23 protein-coding genes and 1 pseudogene are annotated in these 22457 nt (G+C 56.3%); 8 read left to right on the top strand and 16 right to left on the bottom strand.

Annotated elements, in window-relative coordinates; all coding sequences use genetic code 11:
* Nucleotides 1-12 precede the first annotated feature (12 nt).
* Both K5Y32_RS19390 and hemW read left to right on the top strand, forming a co-directional pair.
* Nucleotides 13-606, top strand: coding sequence for an XTP/dITP diphosphatase (locus tag K5Y32_RS19390; RefSeq protein WP_210081180.1), 594 nt, complete (start codon nt 13-15; stop codon nt 604-606).
* Nucleotides 599-1741, top strand: coding sequence for a radical SAM family heme chaperone HemW (gene hemW / locus K5Y32_RS19385; RefSeq protein ID WP_222185507.1), 1143 nt, complete (start codon nt 599-601; stop codon nt 1739-1741). The genes K5Y32_RS19390 and hemW overlap by 8 nt, the downstream gene beginning before the upstream one ends.
* A 29-nt stretch (nt 1742-1770) precedes the next feature.
* Here the strand turns inward: hemW and K5Y32_RS19380 are convergent, their stop codons facing one another.
* From K5Y32_RS19380 to trmB, 3 genes are all read right to left on the bottom strand, one after another.
* On the bottom strand, nt 1771-2487 hold the full coding sequence (locus K5Y32_RS19380) for a DUF2884 domain-containing protein (RefSeq protein ID WP_222185506.1): 717 nt from the start codon (nt 2485-2487) through the stop codon (nt 1771-1773).
* Between the two features lie 157 nt (nt 2488-2644).
* Complete coding sequence (locus tag K5Y32_RS19375) at nt 2645-2971, bottom strand: YggL family protein (RefSeq protein WP_008107231.1); 327 nt, start codon at nt 2969-2971, stop codon at nt 2645-2647.
* Nucleotides 2971-3690 (bottom strand): tRNA (guanosine(46)-N7)-methyltransferase TrmB, encoded by a 720-nt coding sequence (gene trmB, locus K5Y32_RS19370; protein WP_008107230.1) that lies wholly within the window; start codon nt 3688-3690, stop codon nt 2971-2973. Before trmB ends, K5Y32_RS19375 begins: the two co-directional genes overlap by 1 nt.
* Nucleotides 3691-3844: 154 nt before the next feature.
* On the opposite strand from trmB, the gene mutY reads away from it, so the two are divergent.
* From mutY to mltC, 3 genes are read left to right on the top strand one after another with little or no spacing between them, the layout of a single operon-like run.
* Nucleotides 3845-4930, top strand: coding sequence for an A/G-specific adenine glycosylase (gene mutY, locus K5Y32_RS19365; RefSeq protein WP_222185505.1), 1086 nt, complete (start codon nt 3845-3847; stop codon nt 4928-4930).
* Nucleotides 4930-5202 (top strand): oxidative damage protection protein, encoded by a 273-nt coding sequence (locus K5Y32_RS19360; RefSeq protein WP_007890330.1) that lies wholly within the window; start codon nt 4930-4932, stop codon nt 5200-5202. Before mutY ends, K5Y32_RS19360 begins: the two co-directional genes overlap by 1 nt.
* A gap of 54 nt (nt 5203-5256) precedes the next feature.
* Entirely contained in the window at nt 5257-6336 is a 1080-nt protein-coding gene (gene mltC, locus K5Y32_RS19355; protein WP_176971521.1) for a membrane-bound lytic murein transglycosylase MltC, read from the top strand.
* A gap of 94 nt (nt 6337-6430) precedes the next feature.
* Here mltC and K5Y32_RS19350 read toward each other — a convergent pair whose 3' ends face one another.
* Nucleotides 6431-8578: an ornithine decarboxylase gene (locus K5Y32_RS19350; protein ID WP_222185504.1), complete on the bottom strand. Its 2148-nt coding sequence runs from the start codon at nt 8576-8578 to the stop codon at nt 6431-6433.
* 302 nt (nt 8579-8880) lie between these two features.
* Here K5Y32_RS19350 and K5Y32_RS19345 point away from each other — a divergent pair, with 302 nt between their 5' ends.
* The gene (locus K5Y32_RS19345) at nt 8881-9864 is read left to right on the top strand and encodes an MDR family oxidoreductase (protein ID WP_222185503.1); all 984 of its coding nucleotides are present in this window, start codon (nt 8881-8883) and stop codon (nt 9862-9864) included.
* A gap of 83 nt (nt 9865-9947) precedes the next feature.
* Here K5Y32_RS19345 and K5Y32_RS19340 read toward each other — a convergent pair whose 3' ends face one another.
* The 5 genes and pseudogenes from K5Y32_RS19340 to K5Y32_RS19320 all read right to left on the bottom strand — a co-directional run.
* Complete coding sequence (locus K5Y32_RS19340; protein ID WP_222185502.1) at nt 9948-10727, bottom strand: heme ABC transporter ATP-binding protein; 780 nt, start codon at nt 10725-10727, stop codon at nt 9948-9950.
* Nucleotides 10720-11721: an iron ABC transporter permease gene (locus K5Y32_RS19335; RefSeq protein ID WP_222185501.1), complete on the bottom strand. Its 1002-nt coding sequence runs from the start codon at nt 11719-11721 to the stop codon at nt 10720-10722. Before K5Y32_RS19335 ends, K5Y32_RS19340 begins: the two co-directional genes overlap by 8 nt.
* Before the next feature lie 95 nt (nt 11722-11816).
* Nucleotides 11817-12659, bottom strand: coding sequence for a hemin ABC transporter substrate-binding protein (locus tag K5Y32_RS19330; RefSeq protein ID WP_222185500.1), 843 nt, complete (start codon nt 12657-12659; stop codon nt 11817-11819).
* Complete coding sequence (locus K5Y32_RS19325; RefSeq protein ID WP_222185499.1) at nt 12656-13678, bottom strand: hemin-degrading factor; 1023 nt, start codon at nt 13676-13678, stop codon at nt 12656-12658. The genes K5Y32_RS19330 and K5Y32_RS19325 overlap by 4 nt, the downstream gene beginning before the upstream one ends.
* 48 nt (nt 13679-13726) lie before the next feature.
* Nucleotides 13727-15949 (bottom strand): annotated as a pseudogene (locus K5Y32_RS19320) (TonB-dependent receptor domain-containing protein); the annotation flags it as partial.
* Nucleotides 15950-16280: 331 nt separating this feature from the next.
* Here K5Y32_RS19320 and K5Y32_RS19315 point away from each other — a divergent pair.
* On the top strand, nt 16281-16568 hold the full coding sequence (locus tag K5Y32_RS19315; RefSeq protein ID WP_192412075.1) for a SelT/SelW/SelH family protein: 288 nt from the start codon (nt 16281-16283) through the stop codon (nt 16566-16568).
* Between the two features lie 59 nt (nt 16569-16627).
* Here the strand turns inward: K5Y32_RS19315 and K5Y32_RS19310 are convergent, their stop codons facing one another.
* The 3 genes from K5Y32_RS19310 to K5Y32_RS19300 form a co-directional block, all read right to left on the bottom strand.
* Nucleotides 16628-17167 (bottom strand): PadR family transcriptional regulator, encoded by a 540-nt coding sequence (locus tag K5Y32_RS19310; RefSeq protein WP_222185497.1) that lies wholly within the window; start codon nt 17165-17167, stop codon nt 16628-16630.
* 89 nt (nt 17168-17256) lie between these two features.
* Entirely contained in the window at nt 17257-18039 is a 783-nt protein-coding gene (locus K5Y32_RS19305; protein WP_222185496.1) for a siderophore-interacting protein, read from the bottom strand.
* A gap of 250 nt (nt 18040-18289) precedes the next feature.
* The gene (locus tag K5Y32_RS19300; RefSeq protein WP_162129952.1) at nt 18290-18433 is read right to left on the bottom strand and encodes a hypothetical protein; all 144 of its coding nucleotides are present in this window, start codon (nt 18431-18433) and stop codon (nt 18290-18292) included.
* Between K5Y32_RS19300 and K5Y32_RS25075 the strand changes: the two genes are divergently transcribed.
* Nucleotides 18434-18490, top strand: a complete 57-nt coding sequence (locus tag K5Y32_RS25075; RefSeq protein WP_137386906.1) for an SEC-C metal-binding domain-containing protein — start codon at nt 18434-18436, stop codon at nt 18488-18490.
* Nucleotides 18491-18685: 195 nt separating this feature from the next.
* Here K5Y32_RS25075 and K5Y32_RS19290 read toward each other — a convergent pair whose 3' ends face one another.
* From K5Y32_RS19290 to K5Y32_RS19275, 4 genes are all read right to left on the bottom strand, one after another.
* The gene (locus tag K5Y32_RS19290) at nt 18686-19552 is read right to left on the bottom strand and encodes a helix-turn-helix domain-containing protein (protein WP_101761886.1); all 867 of its coding nucleotides are present in this window, start codon (nt 19550-19552) and stop codon (nt 18686-18688) included.
* A 222-nt stretch (nt 19553-19774) separates the two neighbouring features.
* Nucleotides 19775-19942, bottom strand: a complete 168-nt coding sequence (locus K5Y32_RS19285) for a DUF2474 domain-containing protein (RefSeq protein WP_101761885.1) — start codon at nt 19940-19942, stop codon at nt 19775-19777.
* Nucleotide 19943: 1 nt separating this feature from the next.
* Nucleotides 19944-20948: a cytochrome d ubiquinol oxidase subunit II gene (cydB, locus tag K5Y32_RS19280; RefSeq protein WP_064738586.1), complete on the bottom strand. Its 1005-nt coding sequence runs from the start codon at nt 20946-20948 to the stop codon at nt 19944-19946.
* 1 nt (nt 20949) lies between these two features.
* Nucleotides 20950-22371: a cytochrome ubiquinol oxidase subunit I gene (locus K5Y32_RS19275; RefSeq protein ID WP_101761884.1), complete on the bottom strand. Its 1422-nt coding sequence runs from the start codon at nt 22369-22371 to the stop codon at nt 20950-20952.
* Nucleotides 22372-22457: the final 86 nt, after the last annotated feature.

Below are 22457 nucleotides of genomic sequence, written 5' to 3'. Positions count from 1 at the left end.
TCTGGAACTGTTATGCAAAAAGTTGTTCTCGCGACCGGAAATCCCGGCAAAGTCCGCGAACTGGCCGATCTGTTAGCGGCCTTCGGACTTGATATTGTGGCGCAAACCGAACTCGGCGTTGAGTCGGCCGAAGAAACCGGCCTGACTTTCATCGAAAATGCCATCCTGAAAGCGCGTCATGCGGCTGAGATTACCGGTTTGCCAGCGATTGCCGACGATTCCGGTCTGGCGGTTGATGCGCTGGGCGGCGCGCCGGGCATTTACTCCGCGCGCTATGCGGGCGTTGATGCCAGCGACCAGCAGAATCTGGACAAGCTGCTGGTGGCGCTGGAAAACGTGCCGGATGGCAAACGTCAGGCGCAGTTCCACTGCGTGCTGGTTTACCTGCGTCACGCCGCCGATCCCACGCCGCTGGTGTTCCACGGTAGCTGGGCTGGGGAAATCACGCGCGCAGCAGCGGGCGCAGGCGGTTTCGGTTACGATCCCATCTTCTATGTGCCTGAATTAGGTAAAACGGCGGCAGAGCTGAGTAAAGACGAAAAGCGCGCCGTCTCTCACCGTGGTAAAGCATTGACGCTGCTGCTGGAAGCGATGCGCAATGCCTGAGTTACCTCCCTTAAGCCTGTACATCCACATTCCGTGGTGTGTGCAGAAGTGTCCGTACTGTGATTTCAACTCTCACGCGCTAAAAGGCGAGGTGCCGCACATTGAGTATGTGCAGCACCTGCTCAACGATCTCGAACAGGATTTGCCGCTGACCGGCGGGCGTGAAGTGCGCACTATTTTCATCGGCGGCGGTACGCCAAGCCTGCTGAGCAGCAATGCGATGCAGATGCTGATGGACGGCGTGCGTGCGCGGTTGCCGCTGGCGGCCGATGCAGAAATCACCATGGAAGCCAATCCGGGCACCGTGGAAGCCGATCGCTTTAGCGCCTACCAGAAAGCCGGTATTAACCGTATTTCGATTGGCGTGCAGAGTTTCAGTCCGCAGAAGCTGGAGCGCTTAGGCCGCATTCACGGGCCGGAAGAAGCCGTGCGCGCGGCACAGCTGGCGGAAGGATTAGGCCTGCGCAGCTTTAACCTCGATCTGATGCACGGCTTGCCGGATCAGTCGCTGGAAGAAGCGCTGGATGATTTGCGTCAGGCGATTGCGCTCAATCCGCCGCATCTGTCGTGGTATCAGCTGACGATTGAGCCGAATACCTTATTCGGTTCACGCCCGCCAAAACTGCCGGATGACGATGCGCTGTGGGATATCTTTGAGCAAGGTCATCAACTGCTGAGCGCTGCGGGTTATCAGCAATATGAAACCTCGGCGTATGCCAAACCGGGTTATCGCTGCGAGCACAATCTCAACTATTGGCGCTTTGGTGATTACCTCGGCATTGGCTGTGGCGCACACGGCAAGCTGACGCAGGCCGATGGTCGCATCGTGCGTACGGTGAAAACCCGTCATCCGCGCGGCTTTATGAAAGGCAATTACCTCGATAAGCAGCACGACGTGGCCGAAAACGACAAACCATTCGAGTTCTTTATGAACCGTTTCCGTCTGCTAGAAGCCGCACCGCGCGCCGATTTCCGTCGCTATACCGGTCTGGATGAGCAAGTGATTCGCCCACAAATTGATGCGGCGATAAGTGCGGGATATGTGGTGGAGACCGCGGAGAATTGGCAGATTACCGAGAAAGGGAAGCTGTTCCTGAACTCGCTGCTGGAGCTGTTCTTAAGCGAAGATGAGTAAAAAAGGCCGGGAAACCGGCCTTTTTGTTTTTAACCTTTAACGCCCTGCATCAATCCTTTGCGCTGCTCTTCCAGCACGGTTACGCGGTTACATACTTCGTGGCCGAAGTTCTGGAAATCCTGCTCCTGCTTGTTCCATTCCGCTTGTACCGACTGCTGTAAGCCGCCAAGGTTGCCCATGATCGCCTGCAGTGGATTGCTGCCGCTTGCTGCCTGGCTGCTGCCCATTTCGTTGAGGCTATCCTGCATGATGCCGCCAAGCGTGCTCTGCACCAGCTTCTCGCCTTCCGCGCGCACCTGATCGATAGCCTGATGATGGAACGTCAAACCGTCTGGACGATGCTCGATAATGCGGTTCATTTGCTGCTTGAGCTGACCATCCAGCTTAGTGAGACGATTACGCACGTTGCTGTTTGCGCCGAGCTTTTCGACAATCACTTTGTCCAGCGCCACGCGGCTGCGTTCGAGACGCGAGGTTGCGCCGCTATCGATCCACGGCAAATCGCGACGCAGCGCGGTTTGGTAGTCGATGGCTTTCTGGCGCGCAGCGTTATCCACGCTGACCTTCTGGCCATTAAACTGCACGTCGCCCTGTGGAGTGATTTCGAGGTTGCCGTTAGTTCCCACCACCTGCACGCTCTGCGGTTTAATGATCACATCATCCTGTGGCTTGACGCTGCACTCGTATGCAGCCTGAGCCTGAGTTGCCGCCAGCAGCAGCGCGGCGATAAGTACCTTACGAACCATGAAATCTCCCTTTTTTACGCGCTGAAAGGTCGGGCGTTGAGCGTCGCAGCCATTTTTGTGGCGGCCAGCGCGCAGCATCCGGAGCGTACATAAGTACGTGAGGAATGCGAGCACTGCCCGGTGCAAAAAGGGCAAGTAAGCTAGCCCGATACGATCTTTAGTCCCACCAAACGTCGAAGAGTTCAGTCACCTGCACATCCGTCAGGTTATGAGCTTCCAGCCACTTACGCACCAGTTCGCGGTGCTCATCGGTGCATTTGCCGGTTTCCTGCAAGCACACCAGACCTTCCCACACCAGATAACCGCTGCCGTCATACGCCAGACCGTTCGGCGCGATCACTTCATTAATGAACTGATCAACAGTGGCGTCGATTTGCTCCTCGGTGGTGCCTTCGGCGAAACGCCAGGCGACGGAGAAGCCTAATTCCTGAAACTCATCAATATGCAGTTTTTTACGCAAACGACGGCTACGCTGTACGGCCATTATTTCACCCTCTCAAACATCAGATCCCATACGCCATGGCCCAGTCGCTGCCCGCGCTGCTCAAACTTGGTTAACGGACGCGTTTCTGGACGCGGCACGTAATTGTTACTTTCCGACTGATTTTTATATCCGTCGATGCTGCTCATCACTTCTAACATGTGTTCGGCGTAGGCTTCCCAATCGGTGGCCATATGGAACACGCCGCCCAGCTTCAATTTGCGCATCACCAGCTCAGCAAACGGTACCTGTACGATGCGACGTTTGTTATGGCGCGCTTTGTGCCACGGATCCGGGAAGAACAGCTGCACCATGCGCAGCGAGTTATCTGGAATCATCTTCTGCAGCACTTCTACTGCGTCGTGACACATCACGCGCAGGTTCTCCACGCCCGCTTCCTTCGCCGATGCCAGACAAGCACCCACGCCAGGCGCGTGTACTTCCAGGCCGAGGAAGTTCTGATGCGGATTGTTCTGCGCCATGGTCACCAGCGAGGCACCCATGCCGAAACCGATCTCCAGCACTACCGGCGCGTCACGGCCAAACAGCGTCACCAGATCCAGCGGCTCCTGCTGGAACTCCACGCCCATCTCCGGCCATAAATTATCGAGCGCGAGCTGCTGTCCTTTCGTTAAGCGCCCCTGACGGCGCACAAAACTGCGGATACGGCGTAATGGCCGCCCGTTCTCATCAAATTCTGGGGTGATGACGTCATTAATCATGTTGAAGCCTGCTGGTTAGCCTGTTCTGGGAAACGGGCATTATGCAAAGTTAGGAAGCAGAAGCAAGCCTTTGCAATGTTCCGGTTTACACCCTGAGGTCTCTGTGCTGGAATTCCTGCCTGATTGTAGAGTAAACACGGAAAATTTCCTTCTTATGATGCAAGCGCCGACGTTCGCGCAACAAGTGCTGGATTGGTATCAGCGCTTTGGTCGCAAAACCCTGCCGTGGCAGCAGGAGAAAACGCCGTACAAGGTATGGCTCTCTGAAGTGATGCTGCAGCAAACCCAGGTTGCTACCGTCATTCCCTATTTTGAACGCTTTATGGCGCGCTTCCCGACGGTGGCCGATCTGGCGGCTGCACCGCTGGATGAAGTGCTGCATCTGTGGACCGGACTCGGCTATTACGCGCGTGCGCGTAACCTGCACAAAGCCGCGAAACAGGTGGTGGAGATACACGGCGGCGAGTTCCCGCGTAACTTCGACGATGTCGCGGCGCTGCCGGGCATTGGCCGTTCTACCGCAGGCGCGGTGTTATCGCTGTCGCTCGGGCTGCACTTCCCGATTCTGGATGGCAACGTAAAACGCGTGCTGGCGCGCTGCTACGCGGTGGGCGGTTGGCCGGGTAAAAAGGACGTCGAAAAACGGCTGTGGCAGATCAGCGAAGAAGTAACGCCAGCAGCAGGCGTCAGCCAGTTCAATCAGGCGATGATGGACCTTGGCGCGTTAGTATGTACTCGCTCACGCCCGAAATGCGAAATCTGCCCGCTCAACGGCGGATGCGTCGCTTATGCCAACAGTAGCTGGGCTGAATATCCCGGCAAGAAACCCAAGCAGATTTTGCCAGAACGTAGCGGCTGGATGTTGATGATGCAGGATGGCGATGACGTGTGGTTAGAGCAGCGCCCGCCGGTTGGCCTGTGGGGCGGACTGTTCTGCTTCCCGCAGTTTACAAGTGAGCAAGCGCTAACTGACTGGCTAACTGAGCGCGGCATTCATGTTAAACCGCAGCAGCTCACCGCATTCCGCCACACCTTCAGCCATTTCCACTTAGACATTGTGCCTATGTGGCTCGCAAAGCCTTCCGCTGGGTCGCTGATGGATGAAGCGGGCGGTCTCTGGTATAACTTAGCGCAACCACCGTCAGTGGGTTTGGCGGCGCCGGTTGAGCGCTTGCTGCATGAATTGCGCCATCCCCTGCAGCTTACGCGTCGAGCAGACGTGACCGAAGAGGAAGAGTAATGAGCCGCACCATTTTTTGTACTTATCTGCAACGCGACGCTGAAGGTCAGGACTTTCAGCTCTATCCTGGCGAATTGGGTAAGCGCATCTTTAATGAGATCTCCAAAGAGGCCTGGCAGCAGTGGATGTCCAAGCAAACCATGCTGATCAATGAGAAGAAATTGAGCATGATGAACCCGGAAGATCGCAAAGTGCTGGAGAAGGAGATGATCAATTTCCTGTTCGAAGGCAAAGATGTGCACATTGAAGGTTACACCCCGCCAGAAAAATAACCGTTCAGGGCTTCCCTTTGAGGCCCTCTTTTTCGATTCAGGCACGCATTAACAATGAATAAAAAACTGATAGCGCTATTGGTGATTGCACCACTTTTGGTCTCCTGCTCCGGACAAAAAAAATCGCAGTTTCATGAAGAGTGGGTCAAGGACACCAACGGTTTCGATATTTTGATGGGTCAGTTTGCCCACAATATTGAAAACATTTGGGGAATCAATGAAGTTCTGATCGCCGGACCGAAAGATTACGTCAAATATAGCGACGGCTATTACACCCGCAGTCACATCAACTTTGACAGCGGTAGCATCACCATTGAGACCATTTCCGGCACCGATCCGATGGCCAGCCTGCGTCAGGCGATCATCACCACGCTGTTAATTGGCGAAGATCCGGGCAATGTCGATCTCTACTCCGATGCCAACGATATTCAAATCAGTAAAGAGCCGCTGCTGTACGGCCAGGTGCTGGATAATACCGGCCAGCCGATTCGCTGGCAGGGCCGCGCCGGCAGCTTTGCTGATTATCTGATTCAAAACAAACTGCAGAAACGCACCTCCGGATTGCACGTCATCTGGTCGGTTACCATTCCGATGGTGCCAAACCACCTCGACAAACGTGCTCACAAATATCTGCCAATGGTGCGTAAAGCCGCTGAACAATATGGCGTGGATGCGTCATTGATTCTGGCGATTATGCAGATTGAATCGAGCTTTAACCCATATGCGGTGAGCCACGCTGATGCGCTGGGGTTAATGCAGGTGGTGCAGCATACCGCCGGTGTTGATGTGTTCCGTATGAAGGGCAAAGGTGGCAAACCGAGCCGCAGCTATCTGCTTGATCCTGAGAATAATATTGATGCGGGCACCGCGTATTTGTCGCTGCTACAGAGAAGTTATTTAGGTGGGATTCAGGATCCGACTTCACGACGTTATGCGGTAATTACCGCCTACAACGGCGGTGCGGGCAGCGTGCTGCGCGTGTTCTCCAGCGATAAGGATCGCGCGTTCTCGTCGATTAACGGTATGTCGCCAGCGGAAGTTTATCAGACGCTGACCACCAACCATCCATCGGCAGAATCACGGCGTTATCTGTATAAAGTGAGTCAGGCGCAGCGGAGTTATCGTCGGTTTTAAGATAAGGTATTGATTTAAAAAGGTGGGCATAAATGCCCACCTTACGTGTAGGGTCGCCATTCATGGCGACCTTTTTTTAATGACGAATCAAATCTCACACCATCATATTCGCCACCAGATGCTTACGCCCGCTCTCATCTTCCTCGGTGTAAACCCCTTGCAGCTCTGGCGAGAAGCCCGGCAATAAATTAATGCCCTCTTCCAGCGCGAGGAAATAGCGCTGCACCGCGCCGCCCCACACTTCGCCTGGCACCACGCACAACACGCCCGGCGGATATGGCAACGCGCCTTCGGCCGCTATGCGCCCTTCAGCATCGGCAATCTTCACCAGCTCCACTTCGCCACGAATATAGGCCTGATGCGCATCCTGCGGATTCACTTGCACCGGTGGGAAACAGGCTGAGCGGAACATCGCTTTCTGCAGATCCTTAACGTCAAAACTTACGTAGAGGTCGTGCATCTCCTGACACAAGCGGCGCAGCGTGTAGCCTTTGTAGCGCTCAATATTCTTGCGATACACGCTCGGCAGCACTTCCGCCAACAGTGCATCCTCGCGCACGTGCTGCTCAAACTGCACCAGCATCGCCACCAGATGCGCCATCTTCTCTGGCGTTTCCGCTGGCGTCAGCAGGAACAGAATCGAGTTGAGGTCGCACTTCTCCGGCACGATGCCATTCTCGCGCAGATAGTTGGCCAAAATGGTGGCTGGAATACCGAAGCTGGTGTACTCACCGCTGGCAGCATCGATGCCGGTGGTGGTGAGCAGCAGCTTGCAGGGATCAACCAGATACTGTTGCTGCGCGTAGCCTTCAAAACCGTGCCACTTCGCGCCCGGTTCAAGGCTGAAGTATGCCGGATCGGCGGCGATGGCTTCCGTTTCCGCCGCTTGCCACAGCTTGCCGTGCACTTTCTCCGGCAGGAACGGCTGGATCATCTCGCAACGTTCCAGAATCGCTTTACGCGCATCAATGCCGATGGTGACGCACTCGTGCCACATGCTGCGTCCGGCCTCGCCTTTGTGCATGCGGGCGTTGATATCCAGCGCGGCAAACAGCGGATAGAACGGGCTGGTTGAGGCGTGCAGCATAAACGCATTGTTGAGGCGCTTGTGCGGACAGAAACGCTGCTGCCCACGGATGTGATTGTCTTTCTTATGGATTTGCGACGTCTGTGAGAAACCGGCCAGCTGCTTGTGTACCGACTGCGTGACAAAAATGCCCGGATCGTTCTCGTTTAACTCCAGCGTCAGCGGCGAACAGCCGGCCATCAGCGGAATAAACTGCTCGTAGCCAACCCACGCCGAATCAAACAGGATGTAATCGCACAGATGTCCGATGCGATCGACCACCTGACGCGCGTTGTACACCGTGCCATCGTAAGTGCCGAGCTGAATAATCGCCAGGCGGAATGGACGTTGATCGTTGGCACGATCGGGCGCCACTTTGGCAATTTGATCACGCAGATAAGCATCGTCAAAACAGTGCGCATCAATGCCGCCGATAAAGCCAAACGGATTACGCGCCGCTTCCAGATACACCGGCGTGGCGCCCGCCTGAATCAGTGCGCCATGATGGTTGGATTTGTGGTTATTGCGGTCAAACAGCACCAGATCGCCGCGCGTCAGCAGCGCGTTGGTGACCACTTTATTGGCGCTGGAGGTGCCGTTAAGCACGAAGTAGGTTTTGTCGGCGTTAAACACTTTCGCCGCGAACTTCTGCGCATCTTTGGCTGAGCCTTCGTGGATCAGCAGATCGCCGAGCTTGACGTCGGCGTTGCACATATCCGAACGGAAGACGTTCTCGCCGTAGAACTCATAAAACTGACGTCCCGCCGGATGTTTGCGGAAGAAGGCACCACCCTGATGTCCCGGGCAGGCAAACGTGCTGTTCTGCATATCGACGTAGCGCGTGAGCGTGTCGAAAAATGGCGGCAGCAACTCGGCTTCATACGCCTGCGCGGCGTCCTCCAGCGCGTTCCACTCTTCTGGCGCGCCGTTGATTTCGCCGGTGACGCCCGGCAGCTTCAGCACTTCTTCATCGAACGCATTGGCGACAAACACCGGCAGATTAAAGCCGACCTTGCGCAATAGCGTCAGCACGCCACTGCGCGTGTCCGACAAGGTGATCACGACCGCAGCGACATCGGTAAAGTCGGTATTGTCCAGCGTCACCACGTCGCGCGCAGTGTTGAGACTAAGGGTTGGCGCTACAGCAACGCTGGCAGCAATTTTCAATGGGTTCATAACACAAATCCCTGAGAGAGGATGAGTGGGTGCCGATGGCACAGCAATGAGGAGGTTTCCTCGGCGAAGTCAATCTGGGAGTTGAACACTAACTGGGGCGCAATCATGTCATCTTTTTTTTGCCGGAACAACCGCTGCGCTGGCCCCTCACCCCAGCCCTCTCCCGCAAGCGGGCGAGGGCTGGGGTGAGCGAGAGTTAAGGTATGCTGGATCAGTTCCCTATCCCACCTGTGGGAGAGGGTTAGGGTAAGGGCAAAAAAGGAGTACTATACCCCCACTTTCCTCAACCAGCCGGAGGCTGCATGTTCAAGGCATTGGTCATTGAAAATGATGAACAGGGATATCGCACATCCCTGAAAGATCTGTCAGAAAAACAACTGCCCGATCAGGATGTCACCCTCGAAGTAAGCTACTCCACGCTCAACTACAAAGACGCGCTCGCCATCTGCAACAAAGGCCCGATTGTGCGGCAATTCCCGATGGTGCCGGGCATCGACTTTGTTGGTCGGGTGATCAGCAGCCGCCATGCTGAATGGCAGCAGGACGATGTGGCGCTGCTCACCGGCTGGGGCGTAGGCGAAAAGCATTGGGGCGGACTGGCGCAGAAAGCCAGCGTCTCGGGCGACTGGCTGGTACAAGTGCCGGCCGCACTGAGCCCGCTGCAAACCATGGCAATTGGCACCGCGGGCTTCACCGCCATGTTGTGCGTGCTGGCGCTGGAAAAACAGGGCATCACGCCGCAGCACGGCCCGGTTTTAGTCACCGGCGCGAGCGGCGGCGTTGGCAGCTTTGCCGTTAGCCTATTGGCACGTCTCGGCTATGAGGTTATTGCTTCCAGCGGTCGCGCCAGCGACAGCGATTACCTGATTAACACGCTGGGCGCGAAGTCGATTATCGATCGCGCAGAGCTGAGCGAGCCGGGCAAACCGCTGGCGAAAGAGCGCTGGGCGGCGGCGATTGATAGCGTCGGCAGCCACACGCTGGCCAATGTGTTAGCGGGCATCAAGCGCGATGGCGTGGTAGCGGCGTGCGGCATGGCGCAAGGTTTGGATCTGCCGACCAGCGTCGCGCCGTTCATCCTGCGCGGTGTGGTGCTGGCGGGCGTGGATAGCGTGATGTGCGCAAAACCGCTGCGGCAGCAGGCGTGGCAGCGCCTGGCGGAACTGGTGGATGGCGACCTGTTGCAGCAGTTAACCAAGGTGATTCCGCTGAGCGAAGCGCGCGAAGGTGCCGAGCAGCTGCTGGCCGGTAAAGTACGCGGCAGATTGATCGTCGATTGCCGCTGATGTTTTCGTAGGGTCGCCATTCATGGCGACCTTATACACATCAATCACGGCCAGGTGGGCATAAATGCCCACCCTACGAAACATTATGCACGTAACTGAATCTGCGGCCTGCCCTTCTCATCCTGCAGCATCACATCCAGCTCCGCCTGATACCAGCGCGTCAGCGTGCTTTCGGTCATCACTTCATGCGGCGCGCCTTCTGCCACCAGCTTGCCCTGATGCAGCAACAGCACGCGATCCGACCACAGCGACGCGAGGTTAAGATCGTGCAGCACGGTGCAGACGCTGAAGCGTCCGTTGCGCGTCAGGCGATGCAGCAAACGCAAACTGTGCTGCTGCCAGAACAGATCCAGCGCGGAAGTGGGTTCGTCGAGAAACAGCCAGCCGCGTGGCCCGTCATCGTGCCACAGCTGAGCCAGCACGCGCGCCAGCTGCACGCGCTGCTGTTCACCACCGGAAAGCGATCGATAATCGCGCTGTGCCAGCTCAAGGCTGCCGGTAATGTGCATCACCTCGTCAATCACCGCCCTGGATTGAGCGCGCGGCCAGGGTGCGCGGCCCATCGCCACCACATCGGCAGCGGGCAGCGGAAAACTGACGCTATTTTGCTGACGCATCACCGCGCGGCGCTGCGCCAGCGGTTCGCGCGGCCAACTATTTAGCGGACGATCGCCGAGCCAGCACTCGCCCGCTTGCGGCGTGAGAAAGCCGGTCAGCAAGCGCAGCAGCGTGGATTTCCCCGCGCCGTTGGGGCCGATCAGCGCGATCATTTCGCCAGGCTGCAAAGTCAGGGAAACGTCGTCGATCAACGCGCGTGAGCCGTGGCTAAATCGCAGCCCGCGTGCCTGCATGCAGTCACTCATTCATCCCCCTTTGCTCACGCAGAATCAGCCAGAGAAACCACGGGCCGCCCAGCAGGCTGGTTAACAGGCCAACCGGCATTTCCGCCGGCACCACCACGGTGCGCGCCAGCGTATCGGCCAGCAGCAGCAAAATCGCGCCCGTCAGCGCCGAACCCGGCAGCATCCAGCGATGATCGCTGCCGAGACAGAAACGCATCAGGTGCGGCACCACTAAACCGACAAAGCCGATAATGCCACTCACCGCCACGGCGGTGCCTACCAGCAGTGCGCTCAGCACCAGCAGCTGACGCTGCGTGCGCTTAACGTCGATGCCCATGTAATGTGCATCCTCTTCGCCGAGCTGCAGCAAATTGAGACGACGCGCGCGCAGCTGAATCGCTATCAGCGCCGGCAGAATCAGCACCGCGCACACCGCCAGGCTCGGCCACTGCGCCGCACTCAAACTGCCCATGCCCCACAACGCCAACTGACGCAACTGCTGATCGTTACTCAGCCACGACAGCACGCCGACCGCCGCGCCGCATAAGGCATTGATGGCGATACCAACCAGCAGCAAGCGCGACAAATTGCCCAGCGCCAGACGGCTAAAGCTGAAGATCAGCAGCGTCACCACCAAACTACCCATAAAGGCGGCGAGTGTTGGCAGCCACAGCGCCAGCAGCGGCGGCAAGCCGAGCGGGATAACGATCGATATCGCCACCGCTAAACCCGCTCCGCTGCTAATGCCGAGCAAACCGGGATCGGCCAGCGGATTGCGAAACAATCCCTGCATCACCGCGCCGGACACCGCCAGCGCCATGCCGAGCAGCACCGCCAGCAGCACGCGCGGCAGACGGATGTTGATCCAGATTTGCCACGCCATATCGCTGAGCGGCGCACGCAACAAAGTGCGCATTGAAAGCGGCATCGCGCCGAAGTTGGCCGCCATCAGCATTAATATCAGCGTGCTGATGGCCATCAAACCGAGCCAGCGCATTACGGATGTATTCGCCATATTTTTCCCCTAAATAATTCAAGGTGCAGGAAGGCAGCAAGTGTTCGAATCCCCAGGAGCTTACACAAGTAAGTGACTGGGGTAAGAACACGCAGCTAACGCGCCTGCGGCTTGAAGTATGACGGGGAAGCCGCTTCGGCTGCGTGGCGCAGTTTGATAATCGCGCCCGGCGTATCAAGGCCAAAGCTCAGCAGCGCCATCTCATCCACCACCAGCAACGCGCGATGCTGACCGGCTGGCGTCAGTGCCAAACCGGGCAGCGACCACACTTTCTCTTCGCCGCCCAGCGTACGCAGGCCATCTTCACCCACCACGATCAAATCCGGTGCCGCCGCAACCACGCCTTCCTGCGACAGCTGCTGATAGTGCGGCACCGCTGCCATCGCGTTGATCAGACCCGCGCTGCGAATCGCGCCGTCCGCGCCAGTTTGTGCGCCCGCCGCCTGAGTGCGCATGCCGCCGTGCGCCATGATAAACAGCACTTTGATCGGCAACGGTTTTTGTGGGATCTGAGCGCGCTGCTTGTTGACCTTCTCGATCAGCGCGTTGGCTTCCTCTTCACGATGCAGCGCATTACCGATGGTGGCGATTTTTTCCGCGATGGCGTCGAGGCTGTTTTTGCCGGTGACATCCACCACTTTTACGCCAGCTTGCGCCACTTGCTGCAGCACCAGCGACGGTTTTGCCAGCTCGCTGCTCAGCACCAGCGTCGGTTTCAGCGCCAGAATCCCTTCGGCATTCAACTGCCGCATATAACCAACATTCGGCAGCTTGTTGGCCTGCGCCGGATGCTGGCTGGTGCTGTCACGCGCTACCAGATCCTGCTGCGCATCCAATGCATAGATGATTTGCGTGACGTCACCGCCAATCGAGATCACCCGCTCGGCCGCAACAGCGGGCAGCGCCAGCGCAGTTAGCAGCAACAGAAGTTTTCTCATGCTAACGCCTCCAGCGACATCACCTGCTCGCGCCAGCGCGCCTGCTCCGGCGTGCCTTCGCTGCGCTGACCGTACAACTGCGCGATCTGCGTGCCGTCGGCGGCAAACAGTTCCAGGCTGGTGACAAAGCCGTCGCCGCTCGGTTTGCGCGTCACCCAGCTTTCGCTGATGTGATCCGCCATCAAATGCAGCGTGAAGGTGGGATTGAAGATGTTGATCCAGCTATCCATCGGCATCAGTTTCTGCACTGCGCCGGTGAAGATCTGCGTGCAGCCACGGTTGCCGATAAAAATCATAATTTCGTTGCCATCCTGCTGCGCCAGATCCAGCAGCTGCGCCAGCGAGTCATTGCTCACCTTACGCGCCAGATCGTCCGCCACCGCGCGGAACGCCTGCGGGCGCGAGATGTTGTGGCGCTTCAGCAGACCAAAGAACTGATGCACATCGGTGATGGCGCGCCATTCGGCTTCCACTTTGCTGGCATCAACCGCACTGCTGTATTGCGGCGCGCTGGCGGGCTGCGGATCTAACACCGCTGCGTTCTCCAGCACAAACGCCGCAATCAGCGCATCCCACGCGGCGAAATCGGTGTTGTCGGTGGTGTAGATTTTCAGCACCGCATCAGCGTGGCGATCAAAAATCTGGATGCTTTGACGTTCACCGTGGGCGCTCTGCTCACGCAGGAAGAACGCGCTGTGCCACTGATGCGGGAACAGACGCTGATCGAGCGCGCGCGGGTTGAGAATCAGTCCGGCGTGTTCGCCGAGGTGCAGGTTTTCATATTTGCCCACCTGCTCGTGAACCGCATATGCATTGCGGGTGATGCTTTTGGTTTCACCTACTGCCGCCAGTGCTGCCAGCAGCGCAGGGAAATCAGCTTTTAACGCCTTTGCATCCTGGCCGACACGCGCTTCACACAGCTGCGCTTCGCCAATGCCCATCAGCGCGGCGAGATCGCGCGCGTACTTTTTCGGATGCTCGCCTTTCAGCGCCAGATAGTGATCGTAACGTGAGTTCATTGCCTTGCTCCATGAAAATGCCCTGCGCTGCCGCAGGGCGAAAAGGGATTAGAAATCGACGTTCACACCCAACTGGAAGGTGCGGCCTGGCATCACCGCCAGGTTGATGTCGTTGCGTTCCTGGGCGTTGCTGCTGGTCAGCGTGCGGCTGCTGGTGTAATCCCAGTATTTGCGATCGGTAATGTTGTAGATACCGCCGCTCAGCTTGACGTTTTTCGTCGCCTGCCAGTAAGCCGTTGCATCCACCATGCCGTAACCTGGCACGCGCATATATTCCGTGGTGGAATCGGTGATCGACGTGCCGGTGTTGGTGTAGCTTTCCCGGTTGGTCGCCGTGGCCTGCTTGCCTTTCACGAAGGTGGCGGTCAGCGCGGCGCCGTAGCCGCGCGCTTTGTCATCCCACGCCAGGCCTACAATCGCTTTCAGCGGCGCGACGCTATCGAGATCGATGTACTTGTCACCGGCGTAGCTGGACTTGGATTTACCTTCGTTAAAGCCCAGCGCAAAGGTGCTGCTCAGACCATCGACCTGCGGGAACCAGGTGCCGTAATTCACTTTGGTGGAGATCTCAGCACCATAAATGTAGGCCTTATCGCGGTTTTCAGCCTGATAGCTGGTGTAGATGTTGCTCGGGACGTTGACGAACATCTCCGGATTGGTGGCGCGGCGATAGCGGGTGTAGGCGATGAAGTTTTTGTACTGGTTATAGAACACCGAGGTGTTGACCGTTACGCCTTCTGTCGCCTGGCCTTTCAGGCCCCACTCAAAGTTGTTGCTGGTTTCGGTTTTCAGATCGGTGTTACCAATCAGCGCATATTGCGCGCTACCCGCATAGCTGGAACCCAGGTTCCATGAGCCATACAGCTGGCTGGTGGTGGGGAACTGCACGCCGCGTTTGTATTGCAGATAGGTGGTCAGCGCTGGCGTTAAATCGTACTGGAAGGTCAACGATGGCAGCACCTGCGTATCGGAGTTAGTTTTGCCATACAGCGCATCAACCTGCTCTTCAGTCAGCACCGTGCTGCCGGTGGTGAGGTCGCCGAGATTTTTCGGCTTGGTGCTTTGATACATTACGCGCACGCCGGGAATAACCGCGAAGTTGTGGCTATCAAGATCGAAATTGATCTTATCTTGCAGGTATCCTGCCACCGCGAAAGTGCGGCTGTCAGACTGCGGCTGTGTGATGGCGCTAAAGGCGCTCGGCGCTGGCTCCTGACGGAACGGACGCTCGCTGTTGTCCAGGCGCGCGTTCACACCGGCACTCAGCTCGTGGCGGCCCAGCGTTTTGGTGCCGCGCGTGTCGAAGCCATAGCTATCGACGTTGAAATCGGAATAGACAAAGCCGTACTCGCTGGCGCTGGTCGGCAGATAGGTATTGTCGTGCGCCTGAGTTTGCTGCCAGTAAAGGCGCGTGGTGAGCGTATCGATAAAGTCGTTGTACGGCGTCCACTCATCCGCCAGATTAATGCCCCAACGGCGCGTATCGCTCTGCTGCTGCGCGGTGCCCCAAACGGTGTTGCCGCTGGTGTCCCAGGTATCGTAATGGCTGTGGTTGGTTTTGTGATAGTAATCAAAAGTGGCGCTCAGCTTATGCTGATCGTTCGGCTGCCAGATACCGGACGTCATAAAGGCGTCAGAGTGCCAGTTGGCCGGATAGGCCTGTTTCACATCGCTGTTGTTGCGGGTTTCCTGGCCGTCGCGACGGCTGTAAACAAACAGGCCGCGCAGCTCGTCATCGCCAGCAGCGGCGGTGATGCCGTTGTGCCAGCTGCGATTCGATGAGTCGTAATCGCTCTGGTAACCGAAGTAACTATTTTTGTCGCTGCTAAGGTAATCGTCAGCGGTTTTATTGTGGAACGAGACGTTACCGCCAATCGAGGTATTCGGCTGATCCACCGCCGTGGCACCCTTCTCAATATCAACGCTGCCGAACATGTACGGATCGATGTAATCGCGGCCAATACCAAAGGTGTTGTTGCCGGTGCGGCTAACGTAAGGGCGGCCGGTGGCATCCGGAATCGGAATGCCGTCGATATCCATGCCGACGCGATTACTCTCCAGACCACGAATGTTGTAACCGGTGTAACCCGCGCGGTCGAAACCGCTTTTGCCGGCAGAGGATCCGCCGCTGGATCCGGTGGCGCTGATCAGCGGCTCATAACGCATGATCGAACCGAAATCGTTCGCACCGCGTTTTTGCAGCTCTTGTGCTGTGATGGTGGTTTTATTGCCGGCCTGCTGTTTTGGCGCGGTGACGGTGAGAACCGGTTCATTGCTGGTGCTATCGCTGGCGGCAAAGCTGCAAGCGGCATGAATAGCTGAAGATAAGATGGCAACTTTGAAAAGACGTTGCTGGGCTTTTCCCTGAAAGAGTGAAGACATGCGCGAAATACCTGGTTAATTGTTAGTATTCGCTCACTTGCTTGCTGCCGGAAAGTACGGACCTTGGTTAAAAGACCGTAAAAATTATGGACTTATTTTTTGTAATAAATGATGTCGAAAGGAATGTAATGCAAGTGGTAATCATTATCAACTAGCAGTAAGCTAAGATGTATCTTGGACCGCACATTTTGTTAACTTCATTATCTAAATGAGACACGTTATGTCACAGAAACCAGCGATTACCATTCATTACTGCACACAATGTAACTGGCTGCTGCGTTCCGCCTGGATGGCGCAGGAGTTGCTGCATACCTTTGCCGAGGATTTAAGCGCGGTAACGCTACAGCCGGGAACCGGCGGCGTGTTTGAGATTACCATTGATGGTCAGGTGATTTGGGAGCGTAAGCAGGAAGGCGGATTCCCGGATGCGGCAGCGCTGAAGCAGCGCGTGCGCGATGTTTGCTGGCCGGATCGCGCGTTGGGGCATGTGGATAAGAAGAAGAGTTGATTTGGGTTGGTGCGGTTTTCTGGACGGTCGCCATGAATGGCGACCCTACGTTCGACCTTCTAACTTTTAGCGATCTTTTCCGCCGCTTCATGCAGCGCGCTGATCACTATCTCCAACGCCTCATCCGAAATATCTTCCTGCGCCAGACGATGATTCAGGGTGTGTTTGATCAGATGAATCGCCTGCTCAACCTGCGGAATGCTGCGGTTATTCACCAGAATCGCCAGCGAGGTTAAGCGCTCGATAATCGCATTCACATTGTCACGATTCTCCGCCAGCAGCGCCTCGCCGCCTTCATTCAGCGCATAGGCTTTACGCGATGCCTGCGCATCGACCACGCGAATCGCATCCATCTCTTCGAGCAGCGTCAGGTTGGGATAGATAATGCCGGGGCTTGGTGAGTATTCACCTTTGGAGAGCTCTTCAACCGATTTGATCAGCTCATAACCGTGCGCAGAGCTGATGGCGAGAAAGTGCAGCATTAACAGGCGGATATCGCTGGCATCCAGCATCCGCTCCCGACGCTTTTTACGTGCGCCTGCACAGACGGTACGCTGTGCGTGATCGGACTGCCATGGAAAATCCCGCTGCTGTTTCATTGCCTTCCTGAGCGCTAATTAAGGGAGGTTGATAGTAGTCTGCCACCTGGCAAAATTCAACACAGGCGGCAGCGCGTGCGGCGTTGGCGTTATTTCTGATGCCAATAAGCTACGGCGCGCACGAAATCGGTATGTGCACCGCGTCCCTGGGTGAAGTAATCGCTCAGCAGTTTCACCGCTTCGCCCTCGCCCGTCAGCCAGATGAAGTATTCAGTGGCAGGCAGCGCAATCCTATCCAGCTGCGCCTTAATCGGTGCCAGGTTATCGGCCTGCATGGTGCCGCTGCCCAACCAGCTCACCTGCACATTTGGCAGATCACCGAGATAATCGCGGCCGGTGGCTTCATCGGCATAGGCCAGCAGGTGAATTTCCTGCGCCTGGATTTCGCTGTAACGACGTTTAAAGGCGGGCAGACCGGTCTCATCACAGACGTAAATCTGGCAGGCATAATCCGCCGGGATCACCAACGAACCGCGCGGGCCGCCCATCGCGATTTGATCGCCCACTTTGGCTTGGTTTGCCCAGCTGCTGGCAACGCCGCCATCGTGGATGTAGAAATCGATGGTCAGAGAATCGACGCCGTTAAATTCCAGTGGCGTGTAATCACGCGCGGCAGGACGCACGCCATTCGGCCAAACGATGCCTTCATCGGTGATCTGCGGCAGCGCCAACTCTGCACCGGCATGTTCCGGGAAGAACACTTTGATGTGATCGTCAAACGATGGCGAGTTGAAGCCGGCCAGATCGCTGCCGTTGAAAACAATGCGCCAGAATTCACCGGCAATCAGCGTCTTGCTGACCACGCTGATGTGGCGGAAACGCAGTTCATTGCGCACACGACGTGGCGCGCGTTCGGAAGGGTAAGTTTGCAAGTGGTGTCTCCCTAAAAGATAGTGAAAGTCATTCTCATCTGATGGGGAGAGAATAGTTATGATATATCTTCGGCGCAATGCCGAAAAATGCTATCTGTGTGTTTGGTCGCCATGAATGGCGTCATTGAGAGTTGTGCGATCGTTAAAAAGGTCGCCATAAATGGCGACCCTACGGGAGGAACGTAGGGGCGTCATTTATGACGACCTTTATAGAAGATGCAGCAGATTGGGATTGTGTTGCGGGAGGAGATTACGCCTGGTGATTGCCGCAGGTAACGAAACTGCCATCATCCTGGCTATGTTTCGGCAGCACATTGTCGCCCAGAATTTCATGCTGCGCACAATGCGGTTGATGCGGATGCAGTCCGCCCGGCGGTGAAAAAGGCTCAGCCATTTGTGCACTTGCCAGCGAAGAAAACGCTACAAGCGCTGTCATGAGGAACAACGGTAGAAGTCGCATAATTTTTTTGTCTGTTCACTATAGCGGCCCGGAATGGACCAGAAATGCAGGTGATTATCCAGCCTGATGTGTGGCGGCTGGTGATTTACGCGGCCAATCAGGTTTCAATGAAGAATTTTACGCTCATTACGCCAGTGAGTTTATAAAATCGTGCGGTTTGTCACGGTTTACCGCACGAATTATGCATTACTTATCCGTCACCGGAATATAGAAGGTGCCTTGCAGCAGATCGGGCGTGCTGTATTTCAAATCCAGCTTAAGCAAATCTTTACCCGCACGGCGTGCCACGCCCAGCGCTGGCAAGTGGTTGTAGTAAATCTCCGCGGTGAACGCGTTGATCTCTTCCGGCGCGCCGTGCCAGTCAATCTCCGCATACAAACCCCTCTCGCCGGTCCAGTTCTGCACGTTACGCGGCAGCACATCGGCGTATTGACTCTCCAGCGCCTGGAACAGGCTGATGTGTTGCTGGTCGGCAGAATGCACGCCCGGACTGAACTGAAAGCCCAGCCAGCCGCGGTTCACATGCTGACCGGCAAAAGCGATGAAATCGCGCGTATGCTGCGCCACCACATGATTTTGATGATCGATGTATTCCCCGAAACGGCATTCCCACTCAATCACTTCGCCACACAGCTGAATCTCCGGCTTCTGCGCCAGACGCGCATTGACCCACTCACGCTGCGTGGAGATGCGGCTGTGGAAATCCTTCATCAGCATTTCCGGAATGCGACGATAAGCACCCGGCGTCATCGAGAAGTGACTTTTAAACACACGGGTAAAATTCTGCTGATTATCAAAACCAAAGCGCACCGCAATATCGATCAGCGGCATGCTGGTCAGACGCAGCGCCATCGCCGCCATGGTCAGACGACGTTTGCGCGTGTAGGACGCCAGCGTTTGTCCGGTCATCTCTTTGAACATGCGCTGCATGTGCCATTTGGAGTAACCGGATTTCAGGGTAATCAGATCGATGTTGAGCTCGTCGGTCAGGTTCGCTTCTATCCAGTCCACCAGATCGTTGATGTACTGTTTTTTTACATTCAGGCTGAGCATGATTTTGATAGTCGAATGAGGTGGTTAACGTCATGAATTTGCGTTATTCGTCACATAAATATAACAAAAACGTATTACCAACGTAAGGAAGAGTAAAGGTAGCGCAGCGGGAAAAGCATTAATTGCTTAGGTTACTAACGTTTTTTTGTGTGCGGAAAGGAAAAAGGTCGCCATGAATGGCGACCCTACGGGGATATCAGCGGGTTCTGTCAATGCCGGAACTCAATGCGAACGCATGCCCGCTGCCGTCATCATCATACGAAACAGTGATGCCACCACACCAAGTGCCAGCACGCTTGCGCCGTAAATGACTACCAGCCACATCACCTGCTTCCACCACGGAATCTTCGTTTCAGAGTGAGTTTTCATGTTGCTGACCTCGGTTTTCATATCAATGGTATCCTTCGTCGGCTTTGATTTTTCCGCGGAACACGTAATAACTCCAGAAGGTGTAACCCAGAATTACCGGAATAATCAGCAGGCCGCCCACCAGCATAAACGCCTGGCTGCTCGCCGGAGACGCCGCCTGCCAGATGGTGATTGACGGTGGAATGATGTTCGGCCAGATGCTGATACCGAGGCCCGAGAAGCCAAGGAAAATCAGCGCCAATGTCAGGATGAACGGCGAGTAATGCGCTTCACGTTTGATGGCGCGCACAATCCCCCACGAACACAGCACCACCAGTACCGGAACCGGCAGGAACCAGAACAGGTTCGGACGCGAGAACCAGCGCTGGGCGATATCCGCGTGCGTCAGCGGCGTCCAGATACTGATAATGCCCACCACCAGCAGCAGCGTCAGCGTCAGCGGCGTCGCCAGCGCAGACATCTTACGGTGCAGATCGTGTTCGGTTTTCATGATCAGCCAGGTACAACCCAGCAGTGCATAGGCGATGACCAGACCGACGCCGCAGAACAGCGGGAACGGCGCTAACCAGCTCATCGCTGAACCCGCATATTCACGGCCCACCACCGGGAAACCATTCAGGATCGCGCCCACGGCCACGCCCTGACTGAAGGTGGCCAGCAGTGAACCGGCGATGAATGACTTATCCCAGAACGCACGGTGTTCTAGCGTGGCTTTAAAGCGGAACTCAAACGCGACGCCACGGAAGATCAGGCCAATCAGCATCGCCGTCAAAGGAATCGACAGCGCATCCAGCAGCACCGAGTAGGCCAGTGGGAACGCGCCATACAGCGCCGCGCCGCCCAGCACCAGCCAGGTTTCGTTGCCATCCCAAACCGGGGCAACGGTATTAACCATCATGTCGCGTTCGATGGGATCTTTATTGAACGGTAACAGCAGGCCAATGCCGAGATCGAAACCATCCATCACGATGTACATCAAGGTGCCAAACACGATGATGGCAAACCAGATAATTGAAAAGTCGATCATCTTAGTGCTCCCCACTCTTTTCGCTATGGGTTTTGGCCGCCGACAACGGACGCGCTGGCGTGTGATGCTGACCCGGGCCACCGTGATCAACCTCTTTACCTTCGCCGGTCACCGGACCCTCTTTGATCAGACGCATCATGTAGAGGTAACCGACACCAAACACCGACGAGTAGACCAGAATGAACGCCAGCAGGCTGATGCTCATGTGCATATCGCCATGCGCCGAGACCGCATCAATGGTGCGCTGCACTCCATATACCACCCACGGCTGACGCCCAATCTCGGTGGTAAACCAACCGGCCAGAATGGCGATCAAACCCGATGGCCCCATCAGCAGCGTGAACCACAGGAACGGACGCGAGTGATACAAACGGCCTTTGAAACGCAGCCACAAAGACACCACGCCGAGCGTAATCATCAGCAGGCCCAGCGCCACCATCACGCGGAATGACCAGAAGATAATGGTGGAGTTTGGACGGTCCTCTTTCGGGAAGCTCTTCAGCGCAGGGATTTGCTTCTCCAGGCTGTGCGTCAGAATCAGGCTGCCGAGGTACGGGATTTCCAGCGCGTACTTGGTGCGCTCCTGCTCCATATCCGGCACACCGAACAGAATCAGCGGCGTGGCTTCACCCGGCTTGTTTTCCCAGTGTCCTTCAATTGCCGCGATTTTCGCAGGCTGATGCTCAAGGGTGTTCAGGCCGTGCGCATCACCGATCATCGCCTGAATCGGTGCGACGATCAGCGCCATCCACAGCGCCATCGAGAACATTTTACGAATCGCTGGATTGTCGTTACCGCGCAGCAAATGCCATGCGCCCGACGCGCCAACAAAGAAGGCGCTGGCCAGGAAGGCACCGACCGACATGTGGAACAAGCGATAAGGGAACGAGGGGTTGAAGATAATTTTCAGCCAATCTTCCGGTACCACGATGCCGTTCTGGATGATGTAGCCCTGCGGCGTATGCATCCAGCTGTTTGACGCCAGAATCCAGAAGGTGGAGAAGATGGTGCCGAGCGCGACCATGCAGGTTGCAAAGAAGTGCAAGCCCGGACCGACGCGGTTCCAGCCAAACAGCATCACGCCAAGGAAGCCCGCTTCAAGGAAGAAGGCGGTTAACACTTCATAGGTGAGCAGCGGGCCGGTGATACTGCCAGCAAACTGCGAGAAACCGCTCCAGTTAGTACCGAACTGGTACGCCATCACCAATCCGGATACCACGCCCATGCCGAAGTTAACGGCAAACGCTTTCGACCAGAAATGGTAGAGATCGCGATAGGTCTCGTTACGGGTTTTCAGCCACATCCCTTCAAGCACCGCCAGGAAACTGGCGAGACCGATGGTGATGGCTGGAAAGATAATATGGAAGGAAACAGTAAATGCGAACTGAATCCTGGCCAGATGAAAGGCGTCTAATCCAAACATTGCTTACCTCATTGCCACAAATTACACCGAATTTTTACTTATAATTAACAAGCAGAGCGCAGCGGTTATTTCGCCGTGCTTAAAGA

The organism is Pantoea sp. DY-15, assembly GCF_019795935.1.
Lineage (GTDB): Bacteria > Pseudomonadota > Gammaproteobacteria > Enterobacterales > Enterobacteriaceae > Pantoea > Pantoea leporis.
Note: the sequence above shows the minus strand (reverse complement) of the source record. Positions and strands in the feature narration are given on the sequence as shown.

Bases quoted from the DNA above. Each gene is read 5' to 3' on its own strand.
- K5Y32_RS19375 (WP_008107231.1), bottom strand. From the start codon at position 2,971: ATGGCCGTACAGCGTAGCCGTCGTTTGCGTAAAAAACTGCATATTGAT.
- K5Y32_RS19350 (WP_222185504.1), bottom strand. From the start codon at position 8,578: ATGAACCCATTGAAAATTGCTGCCAGCGTTGCTGTAGCGCCAACCCTT.
- hemW (WP_222185507.1), top strand. From the start codon at position 599: ATGCCTGAGTTACCTCCCTTAAGCCTGTACATCCACATTCCGTGGTGT.
- K5Y32_RS19380 (WP_222185506.1), bottom strand. From the start codon at position 2,487: ATGGTTCGTAAGGTACTTATCGCCGCGCTGCTGCTGGCGGCAACTCAG.
- trmB (WP_008107230.1), bottom strand. From the start codon at position 3,690: ATGATTAATGACGTCATCACCCCAGAATTTGATGAGAACGGGCGGCCA.
- mltC (WP_176971521.1), top strand. From the start codon at position 5,257: ATGAATAAAAAACTGATAGCGCTATTGGTGATTGCACCACTTTTGGTC.
- K5Y32_RS19345 (WP_222185503.1), top strand. From the start codon at position 8,881: ATGTTCAAGGCATTGGTCATTGAAAATGATGAACAGGGATATCGCACA.
- K5Y32_RS19360 (WP_007890330.1), top strand. From the start codon at position 4,930: ATGAGCCGCACCATTTTTTGTACTTATCTGCAACGCGACGCTGAAGGT.
- K5Y32_RS19315 (WP_192412075.1), top strand. From the start codon at position 16,281: ATGTCACAGAAACCAGCGATTACCATTCATTACTGCACACAATGTAAC.
- K5Y32_RS19335 (WP_222185501.1), bottom strand. From the start codon at position 11,721: ATGGCGAATACATCCGTAATGCGCTGGCTCGGTTTGATGGCCATCAGC.
- cydB (WP_064738586.1), bottom strand. From the start codon at position 20,948: ATGATCGACTTTTCAATTATCTGGTTTGCCATCATCGTGTTTGGCACC.
- K5Y32_RS19325 (WP_222185499.1), bottom strand. From the start codon at position 13,678: ATGAACTCACGTTACGATCACTATCTGGCGCTGAAAGGCGAGCATCCG.
- K5Y32_RS19390 (WP_210081180.1), top strand. From the start codon at position 13: ATGCAAAAAGTTGTTCTCGCGACCGGAAATCCCGGCAAAGTCCGCGAA.
- K5Y32_RS19340 (WP_222185502.1), bottom strand. From the start codon at position 10,727: ATGAGTGACTGCATGCAGGCACGCGGGCTGCGATTTAGCCACGGCTCA.
- K5Y32_RS19330 (WP_222185500.1), bottom strand. From the start codon at position 12,659: ATGAGAAAACTTCTGTTGCTGCTAACTGCGCTGGCGCTGCCCGCTGTT.
- K5Y32_RS19310 (WP_222185497.1), bottom strand. From the start codon at position 17,167: ATGAAACAGCAGCGGGATTTTCCATGGCAGTCCGATCACGCACAGCGT.
- K5Y32_RS19285 (WP_101761885.1), bottom strand. From the start codon at position 19,942: ATGAAAACCGAGGTCAGCAACATGAAAACTCACTCTGAAACGAAGATT.
- mutY (WP_222185505.1), top strand. From the start codon at position 3,845: ATGATGCAAGCGCCGACGTTCGCGCAACAAGTGCTGGATTGGTATCAG.
- K5Y32_RS19290 (WP_101761886.1), bottom strand. From the start codon at position 19,552: ATGCTCAGCCTGAATGTAAAAAAACAGTACATCAACGATCTGGTGGAC.
- K5Y32_RS19300 (WP_162129952.1), bottom strand. From the start codon at position 18,433: ATGGCTGAGCCTTTTTCACCGCCGGGCGGACTGCATCCGCATCAACCG.
- K5Y32_RS19275 (WP_101761884.1), bottom strand. From the start codon at position 22,371: ATGTTTGGATTAGACGCCTTTCATCTGGCCAGGATTCAGTTCGCATTT.